Here is an 18934-nt window from a genome sequence, read left to right as displayed (position 1 = left end):
CATGGAATGGTATAACTGTAAATCAAATGAACGTTATCACTGCTCGTCACTGCCTGCAGAATAGATACACGTTTGATTCCGGCCTTGAGCTTTCGCTTGATATAACGCTTTGTCAGCATTCGCAACCGCAACTTCTGCAAGTTCATCAAACTTAGGAACACACGAAATCAAGCCAATACTGATGGTAATATGGTCGGAGATCAGTGAGTCATCATGTTCGAGTTGTAAGCTTTCGATCTGGGCATGTATCCGTTGCGCGACTAACTTCGCTCCTTCAAGCGTCGTATTTGGCAGAATGAAAGCAAACTCTTCACCGCCATATCTTGCAACACAATCGGATGAGCGATTCAAAATTTGCTTAAAGACATTCGCCACTTGCACTAATGCATCATCGCCCTTTTGATGCCCATAAAGATCGTTGTATCCTTTAAAGTAATCAATATCACAAAGCATGATAGAAATCGGTAATCTTTCTCGGGAGTGATGGGGCCATAATGTGCTTAGTTGTTCATCAAAACGGCGACGGTTAGGCACTTGAGTCAAGCTATCAATAAAACTTAAACGTTCGAGCTCTAAGTTAGCTTTTTCCAGTTTCTGTTCAGCAAGATAGCGTTCTGAAATATCACGAGCCATAACTAGCACACCATTAGTACCTGATGCAGGATCCCAAAATGGCGACTTAACCACGTCATACCAAGTAAACTCCCCTCTGCTAGATCGAACTTTATCAATGTACCTGAGTGATTTATCTTCGTGTAAAACTTGCCTATCCGTTTCAGATAATCGGCTATACATTGAATCAGGAATGACATCTTGTAATCGTTTACCGATAAGATCGTCGACATGATTTATCCCCAATGCGTGAACAAATGGTTCATTACACGCTTGATAAATCATATTCTCATTGAAGATACCGATTGAGTCAGGGCTAGACTCTAAGATGTTTTGCAGAATGGTATCACGCTGTGCCAACGCGACTTCAGTATCTTTACGCCGTTCCATTTCGTCACGTAAATTCTGCTGAATATTGTGCCATTCCGTTACATCATGGCTGATGCAAAGGGTACCTAAGGGTTTCCCTTCTTCAGACATCAATACACTTTGGTTAGTTTCAAGCAAGCAACTGCGGCCTTCAGGTGAAATAGTCCACCTTTTAGAGCTGGTGCGATTTCTTACGCCTTCTTCAATCTTAACATCGCCTTCATCAAGTCGATTCAGCCAAAAAGAGTCGAACGCACGGTTAGTGGCTAATAATTTATCGTCACTATCTTTAATATAGATAAGCTCACTCAACGAATTGAGTGCCGTTTTGGCCACGCTTAATTTTGCTAGCTCTTGCTTATGCTCTTCGTTGGTGGCTTCACGTTCAATTACATAAATTAACCACACGCTTTCTCCTTGGTAAGCCACTTTTCGACCTGAAAAGCTGATCTTTACCGATTCATCACTGGATACTGGCCATGATCTATTTAATCCTCTAAATTTTTTTTCGGTTAAACCATCAAAAAACGAGAGGAAATAATCGGAAGGAATTGATTCTGGCATCAGGTGCATATTACCGACTAAGCGAATGCCTAGTAATTGCATAGAGTGTTGATTAGTAAGTAGTAATTCACCTGTCTTTTCACTGACAAGCATAAGCGCAAGAGGAGAGCCTTGGATCAATATGCTCAATTGGCGCTGGTAATGGTTATAAGTAAACCATATGCTAAAAATGCATATTATAATGACGAGAATGACAGCGCCGTATCCAAAGGCTGGCTGCCATAACCAGTGCCACAATTGATCCATTAAATAACGTATCCATATATTATTTCTTAACTATTAAACAATATATCAGCTTATACGTCAGTTATCTTTATTTCGTCAGCTATTTTGTCGAAAGTAACTGTGGCTTGGTATAGACAAAAGCCTCTTCAGTTAAGCTTCCTTGAGCTCCCTGTCGATTTAGACTTCGACCAATTTCAGTCATCGCTAACCAACGGTTTTCACACCATAATGGAGAAAGCAGTGTTGGTCGGCGAGCCGCAGAAGAGACTCGATGAAATACAATATCAGCAGGCGTCATGCGGATCATATGACTGGCAATATCCACATACTCTTCTAACTCAGGCGCTTCCAATCGCCCCGCTTTCCATGCTTTAGCCATCGTGCTTCCTTCCACAATATGCAAACCATGCAACTTAATACCATCAGTGCCCACTTCGAGTACTTTTTCCAACGTTTCAATGTTGTCTTTTTTGGTTTCTTTAGGAAGGCCTACAATCAAATGAGTGCAAATCTTAATGCCTAATGCGCGAGCTCGTTTGGTTATTTCTGCATAACATTCAAAGTCATGGCCTCGGTTAATTCTTTTCAACGTATCGTTGTTTGCTGTTTGTAAACCAAGCTCTAGCCAAATTTCATAACCTTGATTGACGTATTCAGAGAGCAAATCTAGTACCGCATCAGGTACACAATCAGGCCGGGTGCCTACGCATAGACCAACAATATCCGCTGCTTTTAATGCTTCTTCGTACATATTTCTTAATACTTGCACTTCCGCGTAAGTGCTCGTGTAGGCTTGGAAATACGCGAGGTATTTTTTTGCACGGTGAATTTCACCCGCACGATCTTGCAGTTGATCAACAATGCTTTTTACTTGAGTCTGTTCGTCAGAAAAAGAGGCCACATTACAAAATGTACACCCTCCTTTACCAATCGTCCCATCTCGATTAGGGCAGCTAAAACCGCCGTGCAACGTCAATTTATGTACTTTCTCACCATATCGACGCTGAAGATCTTGACCTAAAGTGTTTACTAACTCATGTAATTGCATATTTAAACTCGTTGAACAAATAAGAATGAATCTCAGTTTGATTCATGAAAGTAAATTACATCCCTGCAAAATAAATCCGGCGATACTAGCAACAGGTATTTAAATTCAACCTAACAAATATCAATAAACATGCATTAAATAAGCGTTATTTACCTAATGTTGCACAAATGTTACTCGATATATTCATTTTAGCGCGAAAAAAATGGTCTACAGAGGGCAACTTTCGTTGGAGTTTAATAAAACAAAATTGTAGGATACTTACACTTATTCGCATTTTTTGTGACTTTTATTACACGTGCATATGCGGATAAGTCGGTGATATTTAGCTCCCACCTATATAAACCACTAGTTTGTGGCTTCAATTAAACGGATATCACTAAGGATTGTTTTTTTCGCAAAATTTTTCCTGCGAAAGACAGAAAGGACTCAAGCTAGCCACACACATAGGCTGGTTTAGATTCATAAATATAAAAGGACAAGGTTCACTCGCTTAGGCAAAGTGCGCCTAGATTAAACTGGAAGGATGTATCTATGGTAGATCAAGAGCAGAACTCACAGGGTCTGTATACTCCTGAACTGGAGCATGACGCTTGTGGTATCGGTTTTGTTGCGCATCTAAAGAATCGCAAATCTCATGATGTAGTAACTCAAGCACTCGATATGCTTGCACGTATGGAACACCGTGGCGGTCAAGGCTGCGATCCGTGTTCTGGAGATGGTGCAGGTATCCTGCTACAAAAGCCTCACGAATTCTTACTAGAAGAAGCCGTAAAGCTTGGGATTAAGCTACCATCTTTTGAAAAATATGGTGTTGGTGTTGTACTTTTCCCTAAAGATGAACATAAGCGTGCGCAGTGTCGTGACATTTTAGAACGCAATGCACAACGCCTTGAGTTAGAAGTTATCGGTTACCGTGAACTTCCAACTGACAATTCAATGATTGGTGCAGATCCATTAAGCACTGAACCTCAATTTGAGCACGTGTTTATTTCTGGCGGACCGGGGAGCACTCCAGAAGAGCTTGAACGTAAACTGTATGTTCTACGTAACTACACCGTTCGTGTATGCCTAGAAAGCGTGTCAAATATTGGGGATGACTTCTACATCAATTCGATGTCTTACAAGACGGTGGTGTACAAAGGTCAGCTAACGACTGAGCAAGTGCCTCAATATTTCTTAGATCTTCAAAACCCAACGATGGTGAGTGCCCTAGCGCTTGTTCACTCTCGTTTCTCTACCAATACATTCCCACGCTGGCGTTTAGCTCAGCCTTTCCGTTACATCGCGCATAACGGCGAAATCAATACGGTTCGTGGTAACTTGAACTGGATGAAAGCGCGTGAAGCGATCATTGAATCTGATCTTTTCACCAAAGCCGAAATCGACATGCTTCTTCCTATTTGTCAGGAAGGCAGTTCGGATTCATCTAACTTCGATATGGCACTAGAGCTTCTGGTTCTTTCTGGTCGCAGCCTGCCACATGCCTTGATGATGATGATCCCGGAAGCGTGGCAAGAAAATAAAAATATGGATCCAACTCGTCGTGCGTTCTACCAGTACCACGCGAATGTAATGGAACCATGGGATGGCCCGGCATCTGTCTGTTTCACCGATGGTGTTCAAGTTGGTGCCACACTAGACCGTAATGGCCTACGTCCTTCTCGCTACACAGTAACCAAAGATGACTTCCTAGTGATGGCGTCTGAATCTGGTGTGGTAGAAATTGAGCCGGAAAACGTTGAGTTCCGTGGTCGTCTTCAGCCAGGGCGTATCTTCGTTGCAGATCTAGAACAAGGTCGCATCATTTCTGATGAAGAAGTGAAAGATGGCATTGCCAACGCGCAACCATACGAGAAATGGGTTGAAGATAATCTTCTGAACCTCAACAAACTGCCTGATGCAGAAAACGAATTCAGCCAACCGACACCAGAAAAGCTACTACACAAACAGCAAGCGTTCGGTGTAAGTTCAGAAGAAGTAAATGAAATCATCGTGCCGATGGCGAAAGATGGCAAAGAGCCTCTTTCTGCAATGGGCGCTGACTGGCCACTAGCGATCCTTTCGCACCAGTCTCAACATCTATCCAACTACTTTAAACAGTTGTTTGCTCAGGTAACTAACCCGCCGATCGACCCGATCCGTGAGCGTATGGTGATGTCTCTGAATACTTACTTAGGTAAAGATCAGAACCTACTTGCTGAGTCACCAGAACACTGTCAGAAAGTTGAGCTTGAATCTCCTGTTCTATCAAACTCTGAGCTTGAAAAATTACGTGCTATCGATAACGAGCACCTACAAGCGAAGACGCTAGACATCGTATTCCAAGCCAGTGAAGACGAAGGTAAGCTAGAGCGCGCACTTAAGCGTATCTGCCAATACGCAGAAGATGCAGTGATTGACGGTTACTCTATTATCCTTCTGACTGACCGTGCAGTGAACTCGAACCATGCTGCGATTCCAGCGATGCTTGCGGTTGGCGCGGTTCACCACCATCTGATCCGTAAAGGTCTACGAGCTAAGTGTGACATTGTGGTTGAAACGGGTGATGCTCGTGAAACACACCACTTCGCAACGCTAATCGGCTACGGCGCAAACGCCGTCAATCCATACTTAGTTATCGAAACTATGGTGGATCTACAGCGCACTAAGAAGCTCGATCCACAAACCAACATCAAAGATCTATTCGAAAACTACCGTAACTCTATCAACGGCGGTCTACTGAAGATTTTCTCGAAGATGGGTATCTCAACGCTACAGTCTTACCACGGAGCTCAAATATTTGAAGCATTAGGCGTAAGTAAGTCGGTGGTCGATAAATACTTCACTGGTACTGTTTCACGTATTCAAGGTCTAACTATTGATGACATCGCTAAAGAAGTGATGGTGCGTCATCGCATTGGCTATCCAACACGTGAAATCCCAGTACAGATTCTTGATGTGGGTGGTGTTTATCAGTGGAAACAACGTGGTGAAAAACACCTGTTTAACCCTGAAACGATTTCGCTACTGCAAGAATCAACACGTAACAAAGACTACGGTCAGTTCAAGAAGTACGCGAAAGCCGTTGATGACCAAGGCGATCATGCGGCAACACTGCGCAGCCAATTAGACTTTGTTAAGAACCCAGCAGGCTCTATTCCACTTGAAGAAGTTGAACCGATTGAAAAAATCCTTAAGCGTTTTGCGACAGGTGCAATGTCATTTGGCTCTATCTCTCATGAAGCACACTCAACACTCGCCGTTGCGATGAACCGCATTGGCGCGAAATCGAACTCTGGCGAAGGTGGCGAAGACCCAACCCGTTTCGAGCGCAAAGAGAACGGTGACTGGGAACGTTCAGCCATCAAACAAGTTGCTTCAGGTCGTTTTGGTGTGACCTCTTACTACCTATCTAATGCAGATGAGCTACAGATTAAGATGGCTCAAGGCGCAAAACCAGGTGAAGGTGGTCAATTGCCAGGTGATAAGGTTGATGACTGGATCGGTGCAACACGTCACTCGACTCCGGGTGTCGGTCTGATTTCTCCACCGCCACACCATGATATCTACTCAATCGAAGATTTAGCCCAGCTGATCTACGATCTGAAAAACGCGAACCGTAATGGTCGCGTTAACGTGAAGCTAGTATCGGAAGCGGGTGTTGGTACGATTGCATCAGGCGTAGCGAAAGCGAAAGCTGACGTAGTCCTCATCGCAGGTTTTGATGGTGGTACAGGTGCATCTCCGATGTCTTCTATCCGTCACACTGGCTTGCCTTGGGAACTGGGTCTAGCGGAAACTCACCAAACACTACTGAAAAATGGCCTACGTAATCGTATCGTGGTTCAGTCTGATGGTCAGATGAAAACTCCGCGTGACCTTGCAGTCGCAACACTGCTTGGTGCTGAAGAATGGGGCGTAGCAACAGCCGCACTGGTTGTTGAAGGCTGTATCATGATGCGTAAGTGTCACAAAAACACTTGCCCTGTTGGTATCGCAACACAGAACAAGACACTGCGTGAACGTTTCGATGGTCGCGTAGAAGACGTTGTGACTTTCTTCCAGTACATGGCTGAAGGTCTGCGTGAAGTGATGGCTGAGCTTGGCTACCGCTCTATCGATGAGATGGTCGGCCAATCTCACAAACTTAAAGTTCGTGACGACATTCAGCACTGGAAATACAAGAACCTAGATCTGTCACCTGTTCTGCATATTGAACAGCCTCGTGCAGAAGATGGCGTTTATAACCAGACACAACAAAACCATAACTTAGAAGACGTACTAGACCGTAAGTTGATTCAAGCAGCTATTCCAGCACTTGAAAAAGGCGAAGCAGTGAACGCTGAATTCCCTATCATCAACACCGACCGTTCAGCGGGTACTATGTTGTCGAATGAAATATCTAAGATTTATAAAGACGCAGGCCTACCACAACCAATGAACGTGAAGTTCAATGGCTCGGCTGGTCAGTCATTCGGTGCTTTCCTTGCGAAAGGCGTGAAGTTCGAAGTAGAAGGTGACGCGAACGACTACTGGGGTAAAGGTCTATCAGGCGGTACGCTAGTACTCTACCCTAACGCAAAATCATCCATAGTTGCTGAAGATAACATTGTAGTGGGTAACGTATGTTTCTATGGCGCAACGTCTGGTGAATCTTACATTCGCGGCATGGCAGGTGAGCGTTTCTGTGTACGTAACTCAGGAGCGAAAGTCGTTGTTGAAGGCATTGGTGACCACGGTTGTGAATACATGACTGGCGGTGTTGCAGTGATCCTTGGCTCAACAGGTCGTAACTTTGCGGCAGGTATGAGTGGTGGTGTCGCTTACGTTTGGGATAAAGCTGGTGATTTTGATACCAAGCTAAACCCTGAACTGGTCGACCTAGACCCAATTGAAGCAGAAGATCGCGAACTACTGAAAGAGATGCTAACCAAGCAAGTTCAACTCACAGGAAGTGAAGTTGCTCAGTCATTCCTAGACAATTTTGAAGCAAGCCTAGCCACGATGGTGAAAGTAATGCCACGTGACTACAAAGCCGTTCTTCAAAAGCGTAAGACTGAAGCAGAGCAAGCACAAACGGAAGAAGTGGAGGCAGTATAATGGGTAAGCCTACTGGATTTTTAGAACATGGTCGCGAGCTTCCAAAAAAGCTCGACCCATCGGTTCGAATTGAAGATAACAAAGAGTTTGTACTTAACGAAGAGTTTGGTGACAAGATAAATACTCAAGCCTCTCGTTGTATGGACTGTGGTGTTCCTTTCTGTCACAGCGGTTGTCCGATTGGTAACATCATCCCTGAATTTAACGATGCGGTTTATCGTGATAGCTGGGAAGAAGCTTGGAACATTCTAAGCTCTACCAACAACTTCCCTGAATTTACAGGTCGTGTATGCCCTTCTCCTTGTGAAAGTGCATGTGTTCTTGGTATCAACCAAGATCCAATCACTATCTGTAATATCGAGAAAACAATTGTAGAAACGGCGTACCGTGAAGGGTACGCAAAACCGAAAACACCACGATCTCGCACAGGAAAGATGATTGCTATCATCGGCTCTGGCCCTGCCGGCTTAGCTGCGGCAGAGCAACTAAACAGTGCTGGTCATTCAGTCACGGTGTTTGAACGAGATGAAAAAGTGGGCGGTTTACTGCGCTTTGGTATCCCAGATTTCAAACTGGGTATGGACGTGATTGATCGTAAGATCAACCTGATGGCGGAGGCCGGCGTTGAATTCAAAGTGAACCAACATATCGGTGTTGATGTCAATGCTCAGCAACTTCGTCAAGAGTTTGATGCCGTACTATTAACTGGCGGCTCAACCGTTCCAAGAGACTTGCCTATCCCGGGCCGTGAACTCAATGGGGTTCACTTTGCGATGGAGTTCTTAGGCCAAAATAACCGTCGTGCCAATGAGATGGATTTGAAAACCAAAGAGATCCACGCCAAAGGCAAGCATGTTGTGGTTATCGGTGGCGGTGATACGGGCTCTGACTGCGTAGGTACATCTAACCGTCATGGCGCAGCAAGTATTACTCAAGTTGAGATAATGCCAATTCCACCTGAAAAACGCCCTGCAAATATGCCTTGGCCTCAATACCCAATGATTATGAAAACAACCACTTCACATGAAGAGGGCTGTGAGCGTCACTGGAATATTTTGACCAAAGAGTTTATCTCTGACGATAACGGAAATGTTACTGGGCTTCGTATCGCTGATATCGTGTGGCAAGACGCAAAACCAGGCGAACGCCCTGGGTTTGATGAAGTGGCAAATTCTGAGCGTGTCATTCCATGTGATATGGCATTCCTAGCAATGGGCTTCCTACATCCAGAACCAACGGGTGTTCTCGCTCAACTTGATATCAAGCTTGACGAACGCGGTAACGTTGCGACGAATGGTTTTGCGACCAACCAGAAAGGTGTTTTTGCAGCTGGTGATATGCGAACAGGTCAATCGTTAGTGGTACGCTGTATCAATGAGGGACGTGAATCCGCTCGCGAAGTTGATAATTACCTCATGGGTGGCACAAACCTAGAAGCAAAATCTGACTCACTTATGCTTTCAGCTTAAGAGAACAGAATAAGTAAATAACGCTAGCCGATAAGCCGTTCACTTACGCTAGCGTCACAATACGTTCGACAAGTCCTTCCAGACTTTTGGCCAGTGCATTCGTGCTGGCCTTTTTTATACTCATAACTCCCTGCCTTTCTATGCTTTTAGGTTAATTAATTGTAAATAAAACAACATCTATCTCTTTGATTCAATTAAACATAGATAGGGTAATATTTGGTTAATACTCAAAATGCGCAACAAACAACCAATAACTTGACCTTTTGCATAATAAGCTATACGTTGTGAAACTATCGAAAACAAAAATGATGATTTTTGTTAAAAACAACAAGTCAATAAAAGTGCATAACTATAGAGAAAATAACAACAATAAAGAATAGTTAGTCATTTCTCTGCTAAAGAAGCAGGAAGCAAAAGGAGAATTGCAATGGCTCTATATAATCCAAATCTTGAAAAAGATAACTGTGGATTTGGCCTCATCGCGCACATGGAAGGCCAAGCAAGCCATAAACTAGTCCGCACCGCTATTTCAGCATTGGATCGAATGACTCACCGAGGGGGCATTGCCGCCGATGGAAAAACGGGTGATGGTTGCGGTCTGTTACTACAAAAGCCAGATACCTACCTAAGACTCATTGCAGAAGAGAACCATTGGAAACTTGGCAAGCAATACGCCATCGGGATGATCTTCTTCAATCAAGATCCAGTGAAAGCAGAGCTTGCTCGCGACATCATCAATAAAGAGCTCGCTCAAGAAACTTTAACCGTTTCAGGCTGGAGAGAAGTTCCGATTAACGCCGATGTTCTAGGGCCAATCGCAACCGAATCTCTGCCCAGCATTCAACAAGTGTTTATTTCAGCCCCCGCAGGATGGCGAGAAAGAGACATAGAACGCCGACTGTATATTGCTCGTCGCCGCATCGAAAAAAGCATCCAAAATGATGATGAATTCTATATTTGCAGCCTATCAACTCAAGTCATTGTTTATAAAGGGCTCTGCATGCCTGCGGATTTACCAAGATTCTATTTAGACTTAGCCGATCTGCGAATGGAATCCGCAATTTGTTTGTTCCACCAGCGCTTTTCAACCAATACCCAACCTCGCTGGCCGCTGGCTCAACCGTTTCGTTATCTCGCTCATAATGGTGAAATCAATACCATTGAAGGTAACCGTCAATGGGCTCGCGCTCGTGCTTATAAATTCTCATCGCCACTGCTGCCCGACTTACAAACCGCCGCCCCATTTGTGAATGAAACAGGCTCAGACTCTTCAAGCTTAGATAACATGCTCGATCTGTTTTTATCTGGAGGCATGGACGTATTCCGCGCGATGAGGATGCTGGTTCCGCCCGCTTGGCAGAACCACCCAGACATGGATCCCGATCTACGTTCCTTCTATGATTTCAACTCCAAACATATGGAACCTTGGGATGGCCCAGCAGGGATAGTCCTTTCCGATGGGCGATATGCCGCCTGTAATTTAGACCGCAATGGGCTACGACCTGCTCGCTATGTGATAACAAAAGATAACCTGATTACTCTCGCATCTGAAGTTGGGATCTGGGATTACACGCCTGATGAGGTATCAGAAAAAGGTCGTGTAGGGCCTGGTGAATTACTCGTTGTCGATACTCGTCGTGGCAAGCTATGGCAATCCAGTGAGATCGATAACGATCTAAAAAATCGTCACCCTTACCGAGAGTGGATGGAAAATAATGTCCATAAACTGACGCCATTTTCAGATCTTGAAGATGACCAAGTCGGTGAGCGATCTCTCGATAACGATCAACTGAAAACGTACCAAAAACAATTTGCGATGAGCAATGAAGAGGTTGATCAAGTCATTCGTGTATTGGGAGACATGGGACAAGAAGCGACAGGCTCAATGGGAGACGATACGCCAATGGCGGTATTGTCATCTAAAGAGCGACTGGTTACAGACTATTTTCGTCAGAAGTTTGCCCAAGTGACTAACCCTCCCATAGACCCTTTGCGTGAAAAGCATGTGATGTCACTTGCCACCAGCGTCGGGCAGGAAATGAATGTCTTTTGCGAAACCGATGGACACGCTTACCGAGTAAGCTTTGAATCCCCCGTGTTACTGCACTCCGATATGCAGCAACTATTGGCACTTAGTGATAAACACTACCGACATACCATTGTTGATCTAAATTACAACCCAGACGAAAAAGATCTTCAGCAAGCCCTCATTCATGTATGTGATCAAGCTGAACGAGTTGTCCGCGAAGGCACCGTTCTTATCGTTCTATCAGATCGTAATATTGAGAAAGCAACATTACCGATCCCAGCAGCGATGGCGGTAGGGGCTGTGCAAGTTCGTTTAGCTGAAACCGACCTTCGTTGTGATGCCAATATCATTGTAGAAACTGCAACTGCGCGAGACCCACATCAATTTGCCGTTATGCTTGGATTTGGTGCAACCGCTGTCTATCCATATCTAGCTTACGAAACCTTAGGCAAGGTGATTGACGAAGGTGGGATCGCGAAAAGTTATAGCCAAGTCATGTTGAACTATCGAAATGGCATCAACAAAGGGTTATACAAAATCATGTCCAAAATGGGCATTTCAACCATCGCCTCTTACCGCTGCTCTCAACTATTTGAAGCGGTGGGCTTACACCAAGAGTTGGTAGATCTCTGCTTTAAAGGCGTGACGACTCGTATTCAAGGCGCTACCTTTGATGATTTCCAACAAGACCTACACAACCTATCTCGCAAAGCGTGGGCAAAAAGAAAGAGTATCGAACATGGCGGTTTACTGAAGTATGTTCATGGCGGCGAGTATCATGCTTACAACCCAGATGTGGTCGGTACACTACAGCAAGCTGTGAAATCTGGAGAGACTTCCGATTACAAAGCTTTTGCCAAACAAGTGAATTCTCGCCCAGTCGCGATGCTGCGAGATTTAATGCAATTAAAGAAAACAGGACAGACACTGCCACTCGAACAAGTTGAGGCGAGCACTGAACTATTCAAACGATTTGATTCTGCTGCCATGTCGATTGGAGCCTTGAGCCCTGAAGCTCATGAAGCGTTAGCCACCGCCATGAACCGTTTAGGTGGCTATTCTAACTCAGGAGAAGGTGGTGAAGATCCTCGCCGTTTTGGCACTGAGAAAAATTCACGCATTAAGCAGATTGCCTCCGGTCGATTTGGCGTAACCCCACACTACCTCGTCAATGCGGATGTACTACAAATTAAAGTCGCACAAGGCGCAAAACCCGGAGAAGGCGGTCAACTCCCAGGGCATAAAGTGACGGCTGAAATCGCTAAATTACGTCATTCCGTTCAAGGAGTGACGTTAATCTCCCCTCCTCCACATCATGACATTTATTCCATTGAAGATCTTGCGCAGCTGATTTTCGATCTCAAACAAGTGAATCCAAAAGCCTTAATCTCCGTCAAACTCGTTTCTGAACCCGGAGTTGGCACCATCGCCACTGGCGTTGCCAAAGCCTATGCCGACCTCATCACGATTTCAGGCTACGATGGCGGAACCGCCGCAAGCCCACTCACCTCCGTGAAATATGCGGGGAGCCCATGGGAGTTAGGTTTAGCTGAAACCCAGCAAGCGCTCGTCGCTAATGGTCTGCGACACAAAATCCGCTTACAAGTCGATGGTGGATTGAAAACAGGTCTAGACGTCATCAAAGCAGCAATCCTTGGTGCTGAAAGTTTCGGTTTTGGCACCGCGCCAATGGTCGCAATGGGGTGCAAGTTCTTACGGATCTGCCATCTCAACAACTGCGCGACTGGTGTGGCAACCCAAGATGAAACTCTGCGTAGAGAGTACTTCAAAGGTCTTCCTGAAATGGTGATGAATTATTTCATTGGATTGGCCGAAGAGGTACGCGAACACCTATCTGAGCTTGGAGTCGAAAAGCTAACAGACTTGATTGGACGTACCGACTTACTTGAAACCGTACAAGGCATGACCGCAAAACAGAGTAAGCTCGACCTATCAGCAGTACTCGAAGCTCCTGTATCTCCTGAAGGGCATCCACTATTTTGGACAGAGCCAAACGCTCCTTTTGATAAAGCGCAGCTCAACCAAACCATTTTAGATGATGCGTTAACCAGTATAGAAGCAAAACAGAGTAACAATTTTTACTACGATGTCATCAATACCGACAGATCCATCGGAGCTCGGATCTCAGGAGAGATCGCACAGCGTTATGGTAATCAAGGCATGGCTGGAACACCGATTAAACTGCACCTTAACGGAACCGCAGGGCAATCATTTGGTGTATGGAATGCGGGTGGCGTAGAGCTGTATCTTACTGGCGATGCCAATGATTACGTCGGTAAAGGCATGGCTGGCGGAAAAATCGTTATCAAACCCCATCTAGGCACGGCATTTAACTGCAATGACGCCACCATTATTGGCAACACCTGCTTATATGGCGCAACCGGAGGAAAGCTATTTGCGGCCGGCACCGCAGGCGAACGATTCGGTGTTCGTAATTCAGGCACTATCGCTGTTATAGAAGGTGCAGGAGACAACGCATGTGAATATATGACCGGAGGGATTGTCGCAATCCTAGGGGCGACAGGTGTGAACTTCGGCGCGGGTATGACCGGTGGTTTTGCCTATGTGATGGATCAAAACCAAGATTTCCAAGGGCGAGTAAACAACGAATCTGTGGAAGCGGTCTCTCTAGCGGATCTCTATATTCACCAAGAACATTTACGTGGCTTAATTGCCGAACACTTAGAAGAGACAGGATCAACACACGCCGAAAACATATTAGCCAACTTTGATGAATGGATTCCAAAGTTCTACCTTGTTAAACCTCAAGCCGCTGATCTGCGCACGCTACTCGGACATCAAAGCCGTAGCTCTGCAGAACTACGCGTTCAAGCCCAGTAATAGAAGGAGTCTTATCATGAGCCAGAACGTATACCAATTTATTGATGTCAAACGCGTCGACCCAGCGAAGAAACCGGTAAAAATTCGTAAGATCGAGTTTGTAGAAATTTACGAACCTTTCACCAAGCAACAAGCGACGGCTCAGGCAGATCGCTGTTTGGACTGTGGAAACCCCTATTGCGAATGGAAATGCCCAGTACATAACTACATCCCTCAATGGCTGAAACTCGCTAATGAAGGACGAATCATTGAAGCAGCAGAACTTTCTCATCAAACCAATAGCTTGCCCGAAGTGTGTGGTCGAGTGTGCCCGCAAGATCGCCTGTGCGAAGGATCTTGTACCCTAAATGATGATTTTGGTGCTGTCACTATTGGTAATATTGAAAAGTATATTAACGACAAAGCCTTTGAGATGGGTTGGAAACCTGACATGTCTCATGTTGAGATGACAGATAAGAAAGTCGCCATTATTGGTGCTGGACCAGCAGGGCTCGCTGCGGCTGATATTCTTATTCGAAATGGAGTAAAACCCGTTGTCTTTGATCGTTACCCTGAAATTGGAGGCTTACTGACTTTTGGGATCCCATCATTCAAATTAGAGAAAGGGGTGATGCAAAATCGTCGTCGAATTTTCAGCGAAATGGGTGTCGAGTTCCAAATGAACGTGGAAGTCGGAAAAGATGTACAACTCCAAACCTTAATCGATGACTACGACGCGGTTTTTCTCGGAGTAGGAACATACAAAAACATGCGTGCGGGACTTGAAAATGAAGACGCTCCCGGAGTCTATGATGCGCTTCCATTTCTAATTTCGAATACTTATAAAGTGATGGATCTCCACACCGACGATCCTTTTATCGATATGGTGGGTAAAAATGTCGTTGTCCTCGGAGGAGGAGATACCGCGATGGATTGCGTTCGTACATCCATTCGTCAAAACGCGAAGAACGTCATTTGTGCCTACCGTAGAGATGAGGCCAATATGCCCGGATCTAGACGCGAAGTAAAAAATGCAAAAGAGGAAGGGGTTCAATTCAAATTCAACCTTCAACCCTTAAATATAGAGATCGATGCGTCTGGGAAAGTTTGTGGTGTCAAAGTGGTAAAAACCGCACTAGGTGAGGCCGATTCAGCAGGACGACGTAGACCTGAGCCCGTTGCAGATAGCGAACATATTATTGATGCTGATGTGGTGATCATGGCATTTGGTTTCCAGCCACACAAGATGGATTGGCTACAGCCTTTTGGTGTTAATCTTGATCAATGGGGACGAATTCAGGCCCCTGCTGAACAAGAGTTTCAATATCAAACCAGTCATCAAAAAATCTTCGCTGGCGGTGATGCCGTAAGAGGATCCGATTTAGTTGTGACTGCTATTGATGAAGGGCGCAAAGCGGCGGAAGGAATTCTAGATTATCTAGATATCTGAACCACTTAAGAATAAGCTGTACGAAACGGATCCGCATTGGATCCTTTTCGTTATCCATCATATTGGAGTGATAAACAGGGAATCATATGAAAAAAGTAGCCTTTATTGTTTTGAGCTTAGCCACACTTACCGCTTGCAGCCAAGGAATAGCCAGCATGACAGATAGAACTTCATCCCCATGTGGTGATAAACCCAACTGTGTATCCACTCAAGATAGTCGTGATGAATTTTCAGTTGCTCCTTTCCATCTTACTCCTAATGCAACGATGGATGCTATCGAAGCGGTGGCACTTACGCTTCCAGGCGCTAAAACAGCAACGAAAGAAACTGACTACCTACGCATTGAATCGACCAGTAAAATAATGCGATTTGTAGACGATTTAGAACTCAGAATTACGGGCGAAACTCTGATCGTGCGATCGGAATCCCGTGTAGGTTACTCTGATTTTGGTGTGAATCGAAAGCGAGTCGAGCAATTAAGAGCGGAACTACTCAGTAAAAACCTTATTAAATAACCATCGACAATCTCGCACAGTAATTCATCAATGATAGCAAGGGAGAGCATGACTAATTATCACTCTCCCTAGTCATTTATCACATGATTTATGCTACACTTCGCCCCAATTCAATCAGTCATTTTTCAAAGAGATACACTATGAAAGTCGGTATTATCGGTGCGATGGAACAAGAAGTTACCATCCTTAAAGACGCAATTTCAAATGCACAAGAGATCAATAAAGGCGGTTGTACCTTTTTCTCTGGTCAACTAAATGGTGTTGACGTTGTTTTGCTTCAATCAGGTATTGGTAAAGTTGCAGCAGCGGTAGGTACTTCTATCCTACTAAGCGAATACCAACCAGATGTTGTTCTAAACACAGGTTCTGCCGGTGGTTTTGACTCATCTCTAAACTTAGGTGATGTGGTTGTTTCAACTGAAGTGCGCCACCATGATGCTGACGTGACGGCATTTGGCTACGAAATCGGTCAAATGGCAGGTCAACCTGCAGCGTTCAAAGCTGACGAGAAACTAATGGCCGTTGCTGAACAAGCGCTGGCTCAAATGGATGATAAGCACGCAGTACGCGGCCTCATCTGTACTGGCGATGCTTTTGTATGCACTCCTGAGCGTCAAGCATTCATTCGTAAGCACTTCCCTTCGGTTGTAGCGGTTGAAATGGAAGCGTCGGCTATTGCTCAAGCGTGTCACCAATTCAAAGTTCCATTTGTTGTGGTACGTGCAATCTCTGATGTAGCAGATAAAGAATCACCAATGAGCTTTGAAGAATTCCTACCTTTGGCGGCTCAAAGCTCATCAGAGATGGTATTCAAAATGGTTGAGCTCCTAAAGTAAGTCTTAATTGATGCAAGAGTTATTTGACCAACTGTTTGCAAATGGCGTGCTCCTCGTAATGTGGGGAGCACTGCTATTTCACCTGATTTTACCCATCCCGCACTCCGCTCATCCCACAACGCTGTGGCATAAATTCGCTGAACTGCTAGCGAGTAAAGTCAACACCAATAACAACTACTCACAAAGTCTTGTATCTGGGAGCCTCGCTTGGTTACTCATGTGCCTACCCGCTCTTGCTGTGATGCTGGCACTTAAACCGTTAGTTTGGCAAACACAACTTTTTGAATTAGCTCTTTTACTGATTGCCATTGACTGGCGTAATAATGAGAAGCTTGCAAACCAACTAGTCTCAGCATTAGCTAAAGAAGATAAAAAACTAGCAAGACGCTTATTGGCCCCTATCGTCAACCGTCAAACAGAAAGCCTATCGACATTAGGGCTTGGAAAAGCAGGCGCAGAAACCATCATAATGGGCTATGGTCGCAATGTAGTGTGCGTTCTATTTTGGTATGCCATTGGTGGTGGAATTGGCGCACTGATGTATCGCCTAACCGCAGAACTTGCTCGTGCATGGTCCCCAAGTAGACATCAATTTTCGCCATTCGGTATTCCTGTCGTTCGTTGTGTGGCCATTCTAGATTTCATCCCCTTACGCCTTTTCAGCTTAATGATTGTCATCGGTGACAAAGCCACCATCGCTTTTAAAGGCATGCTTGAGCAAGGAAAAACTTGGCCATTACCCGGCCCCGGTTGGTTAATGGCAGCAATAGGGCATAAGCTTGAATTATCTCTAGGCGGCCCTGCTATTTATAACGATAAGAAAACCATTAGAGCGAAGCTTGGTGGACGTATCGCCCCATCCGCTCTGCATTTATCTCAATTGCAAAAATTACTCGCGGGGAGAATTCTTATTTGGATCCTCGTGCAAAGTGCTCTATTGCTGCTTTTCTATCAAGGTATCTAGCGTGTTTTCTCTTTTATCTCGACCATCTCTATTAACTTGTTTTGTCATAGGTACGAATGCACTGTGGTCTAGTTTTGCAATGTCCGCGACTCCAACCACTGACGGTAATAAAATCAAGCGAGTCATTAGCCTAGCACCTCATGCCACTGAAATTGCCTATGCAGCAGGTTTAGGCGATAAGCTGATCGCGGTGAGTGCGCATAGTGATTACCCAGACGCGGCAAAATCGTTAGAAAAAGTAGCGAATTATCAAGGCATAAAACTCGAGCGAATTATTGCTCTGCAACCTGATTTGATCCTTGCTTGGCCTGCTGGAAACCCGCCGAGAGAGCTAGATAAACTTCGTCAATTTGGATTTACTATTTACGATTCTGAAACGAAAACATTGGAAGATATCGCAAAAAACATCGAGCAGATGAGTCAATTTTCAGATGACCCCAATATTGGATTACAAGCGGCGAAGCTATACCGAAAAGGGTTAGCGAAACTCAAGCAACAGTATGAAGTATCACAGCCAGTTCGCTACTTCTATCAACTCAGTGAAAAGCCAATCATCACGGTTGCACAAGGTAATTGGCCGAGTGAAATTTTTCGTTTCTGCGGTGGAGAGAATATCTTTGCTAATAGTTCTGCGCCTTACCCCCAAGTCAGTATTGAGCAAGTGGTGATAAAGCAACCCGATGTTATCTTCACTTCTGAACATGCAATACAAGATCAAAGCCAATGGGCAAATTGGAAAGCTGAAATCCCCGCAGTGAAAAACCAGCATATGTGGTCATTAAATTCAGACTGGATCAACAGACCAACCCCAAGAACATTAAACGCAATTAAAGAAGTGTGCGCTCGCTTCGAATACACTCGTCAAAACCGCTAACTTTTTAAGAAAATATCTCGTACAATTCGCGTCCTATCCTGTCCCGTAAACTTAACAAG

The 18934-nt window shown here is 44.9% G+C and carries 10 protein-coding genes; 8 read left to right on the top strand and 2 right to left on the bottom strand.

What is annotated here, in order from left to right:
• Positions 1-36: 36 nt before the first annotated feature.
• Positions 37-1791, bottom strand: coding sequence for a GGDEF domain-containing protein (locus L4C39_RS13120; RefSeq protein ID WP_113799411.1), 1755 nt, complete (start codon positions 1789-1791; stop codon positions 37-39).
• A gap of 79 nt (positions 1792-1870) precedes the next feature.
• Entirely contained in the window at positions 1871-2818 is a 948-nt protein-coding gene (gene mnmL / locus L4C39_RS13115) for a tRNA modification radical SAM protein MnmL/YtqA (protein ID WP_261888533.1), read from the bottom strand.
• 531 nt (positions 2819-3349) lie between these two features.
• On the opposite strand from mnmL, the gene gltB (L4C39_RS13110) reads away from it, so the two are divergent.
• The 8 genes from gltB (L4C39_RS13110) to btuF all read left to right on the top strand — a co-directional run bounded on the left by gltB (L4C39_RS13110) (position 3350) and on the right by btuF (position 18875).
• Positions 3350-7897, top strand: a complete 4548-nt coding sequence (gltB, locus tag L4C39_RS13110; RefSeq protein WP_136994151.1) for a glutamate synthase large subunit — start codon at positions 3350-3352, stop codon at positions 7895-7897.
• Complete coding sequence (locus tag L4C39_RS13105; RefSeq protein WP_429746307.1) at positions 7897-9366, top strand: glutamate synthase subunit beta; 1470 nt, start codon at positions 7897-7899, stop codon at positions 9364-9366. Before gltB (L4C39_RS13110) ends, L4C39_RS13105 begins: the two co-directional genes overlap by 1 nt.
• A gap of 427 nt (positions 9367-9793) precedes the next feature.
• Entirely contained in the window at positions 9794-14257 is a 4464-nt protein-coding gene (gene gltB / locus L4C39_RS13100) for a glutamate synthase large subunit (RefSeq protein ID WP_429746305.1), read from the top strand.
• A gap of 16 nt (positions 14258-14273) precedes the next feature.
• Positions 14274-15686, top strand: coding sequence for an FAD-dependent oxidoreductase (locus L4C39_RS13095; protein ID WP_429746303.1), 1413 nt, complete (start codon positions 14274-14276; stop codon positions 15684-15686).
• Positions 15687-15772: 86 nt separating this feature from the next.
• Positions 15773-16201: a DUF1499 domain-containing protein gene (locus L4C39_RS13090; RefSeq protein ID WP_429746302.1), complete on the top strand. Its 429-nt coding sequence runs from the start codon at positions 15773-15775 to the stop codon at positions 16199-16201.
• Positions 16202-16341: 140 nt separating this feature from the next.
• On the top strand, positions 16342-17037 hold the full coding sequence (gene mtnN, locus L4C39_RS13085) for a 5'-methylthioadenosine/S-adenosylhomocysteine nucleosidase (protein ID WP_017051058.1): 696 nt from the start codon (positions 16342-16344) through the stop codon (positions 17035-17037).
• Positions 17038-17047: 10 nt separating this feature from the next.
• On the top strand, positions 17048-18001 hold the full coding sequence (locus L4C39_RS13080) for a cobalamin biosynthesis family protein (RefSeq protein ID WP_113799425.1): 954 nt from the start codon (positions 17048-17050) through the stop codon (positions 17999-18001).
• A 79-nt stretch (positions 18002-18080) separates the two neighbouring features.
• Positions 18081-18875, top strand: a complete 795-nt coding sequence (gene btuF / locus L4C39_RS13075) for a vitamin B12 ABC transporter substrate-binding protein BtuF (RefSeq protein WP_240697128.1) — start codon at positions 18081-18083, stop codon at positions 18873-18875.
• The last annotated feature ends 59 nt before the right edge of the window (positions 18876-18934 follow it).

It is taken from the genome of Vibrio clamense, assembly GCF_050337905.1.
Taxonomy (GTDB): Bacteria; Pseudomonadota; Gammaproteobacteria; order Enterobacterales; family Vibrionaceae; genus Vibrio; species Vibrio cortegadensis.
This window is presented reverse-complemented; position numbering and strand designations above follow the sequence as displayed.

Bases quoted from the DNA above. Each gene is read 5' to 3' on its own strand.
- L4C39_RS13080 (WP_113799425.1), top strand. From the start codon at position 17,048: ATGCAAGAGTTATTTGACCAACTGTTTGCAAATGGCGTGCTCCTCGTA.
- L4C39_RS13120 (WP_113799411.1), bottom strand. From the start codon at position 1,791: ATGGATCAATTGTGGCACTGGTTATGGCAGCCAGCCTTTGGATACGGC.
- btuF (WP_240697128.1), top strand. From the start codon at position 18,081: ATGTCCGCGACTCCAACCACTGACGGTAATAAAATCAAGCGAGTCATT.
- L4C39_RS13090 (WP_429746302.1), top strand. From the start codon at position 15,773: ATGAAAAAAGTAGCCTTTATTGTTTTGAGCTTAGCCACACTTACCGCT.
- mnmL (WP_261888533.1), bottom strand. From the start codon at position 2,818: ATGCAATTACATGAGTTAGTAAACACTTTAGGTCAAGATCTTCAGCGT.
- gltB (WP_429746305.1), top strand. From the start codon at position 9,794: ATGGCTCTATATAATCCAAATCTTGAAAAAGATAACTGTGGATTTGGC.
- L4C39_RS13105 (WP_429746307.1), top strand. From the start codon at position 7,897: ATGGGTAAGCCTACTGGATTTTTAGAACATGGTCGCGAGCTTCCAAAA.
- gltB (WP_136994151.1), top strand. From the start codon at position 3,350: ATGGTAGATCAAGAGCAGAACTCACAGGGTCTGTATACTCCTGAACTG.
- mtnN (WP_017051058.1), top strand. From the start codon at position 16,342: ATGAAAGTCGGTATTATCGGTGCGATGGAACAAGAAGTTACCATCCTT.
- L4C39_RS13095 (WP_429746303.1), top strand. From the start codon at position 14,274: ATGAGCCAGAACGTATACCAATTTATTGATGTCAAACGCGTCGACCCA.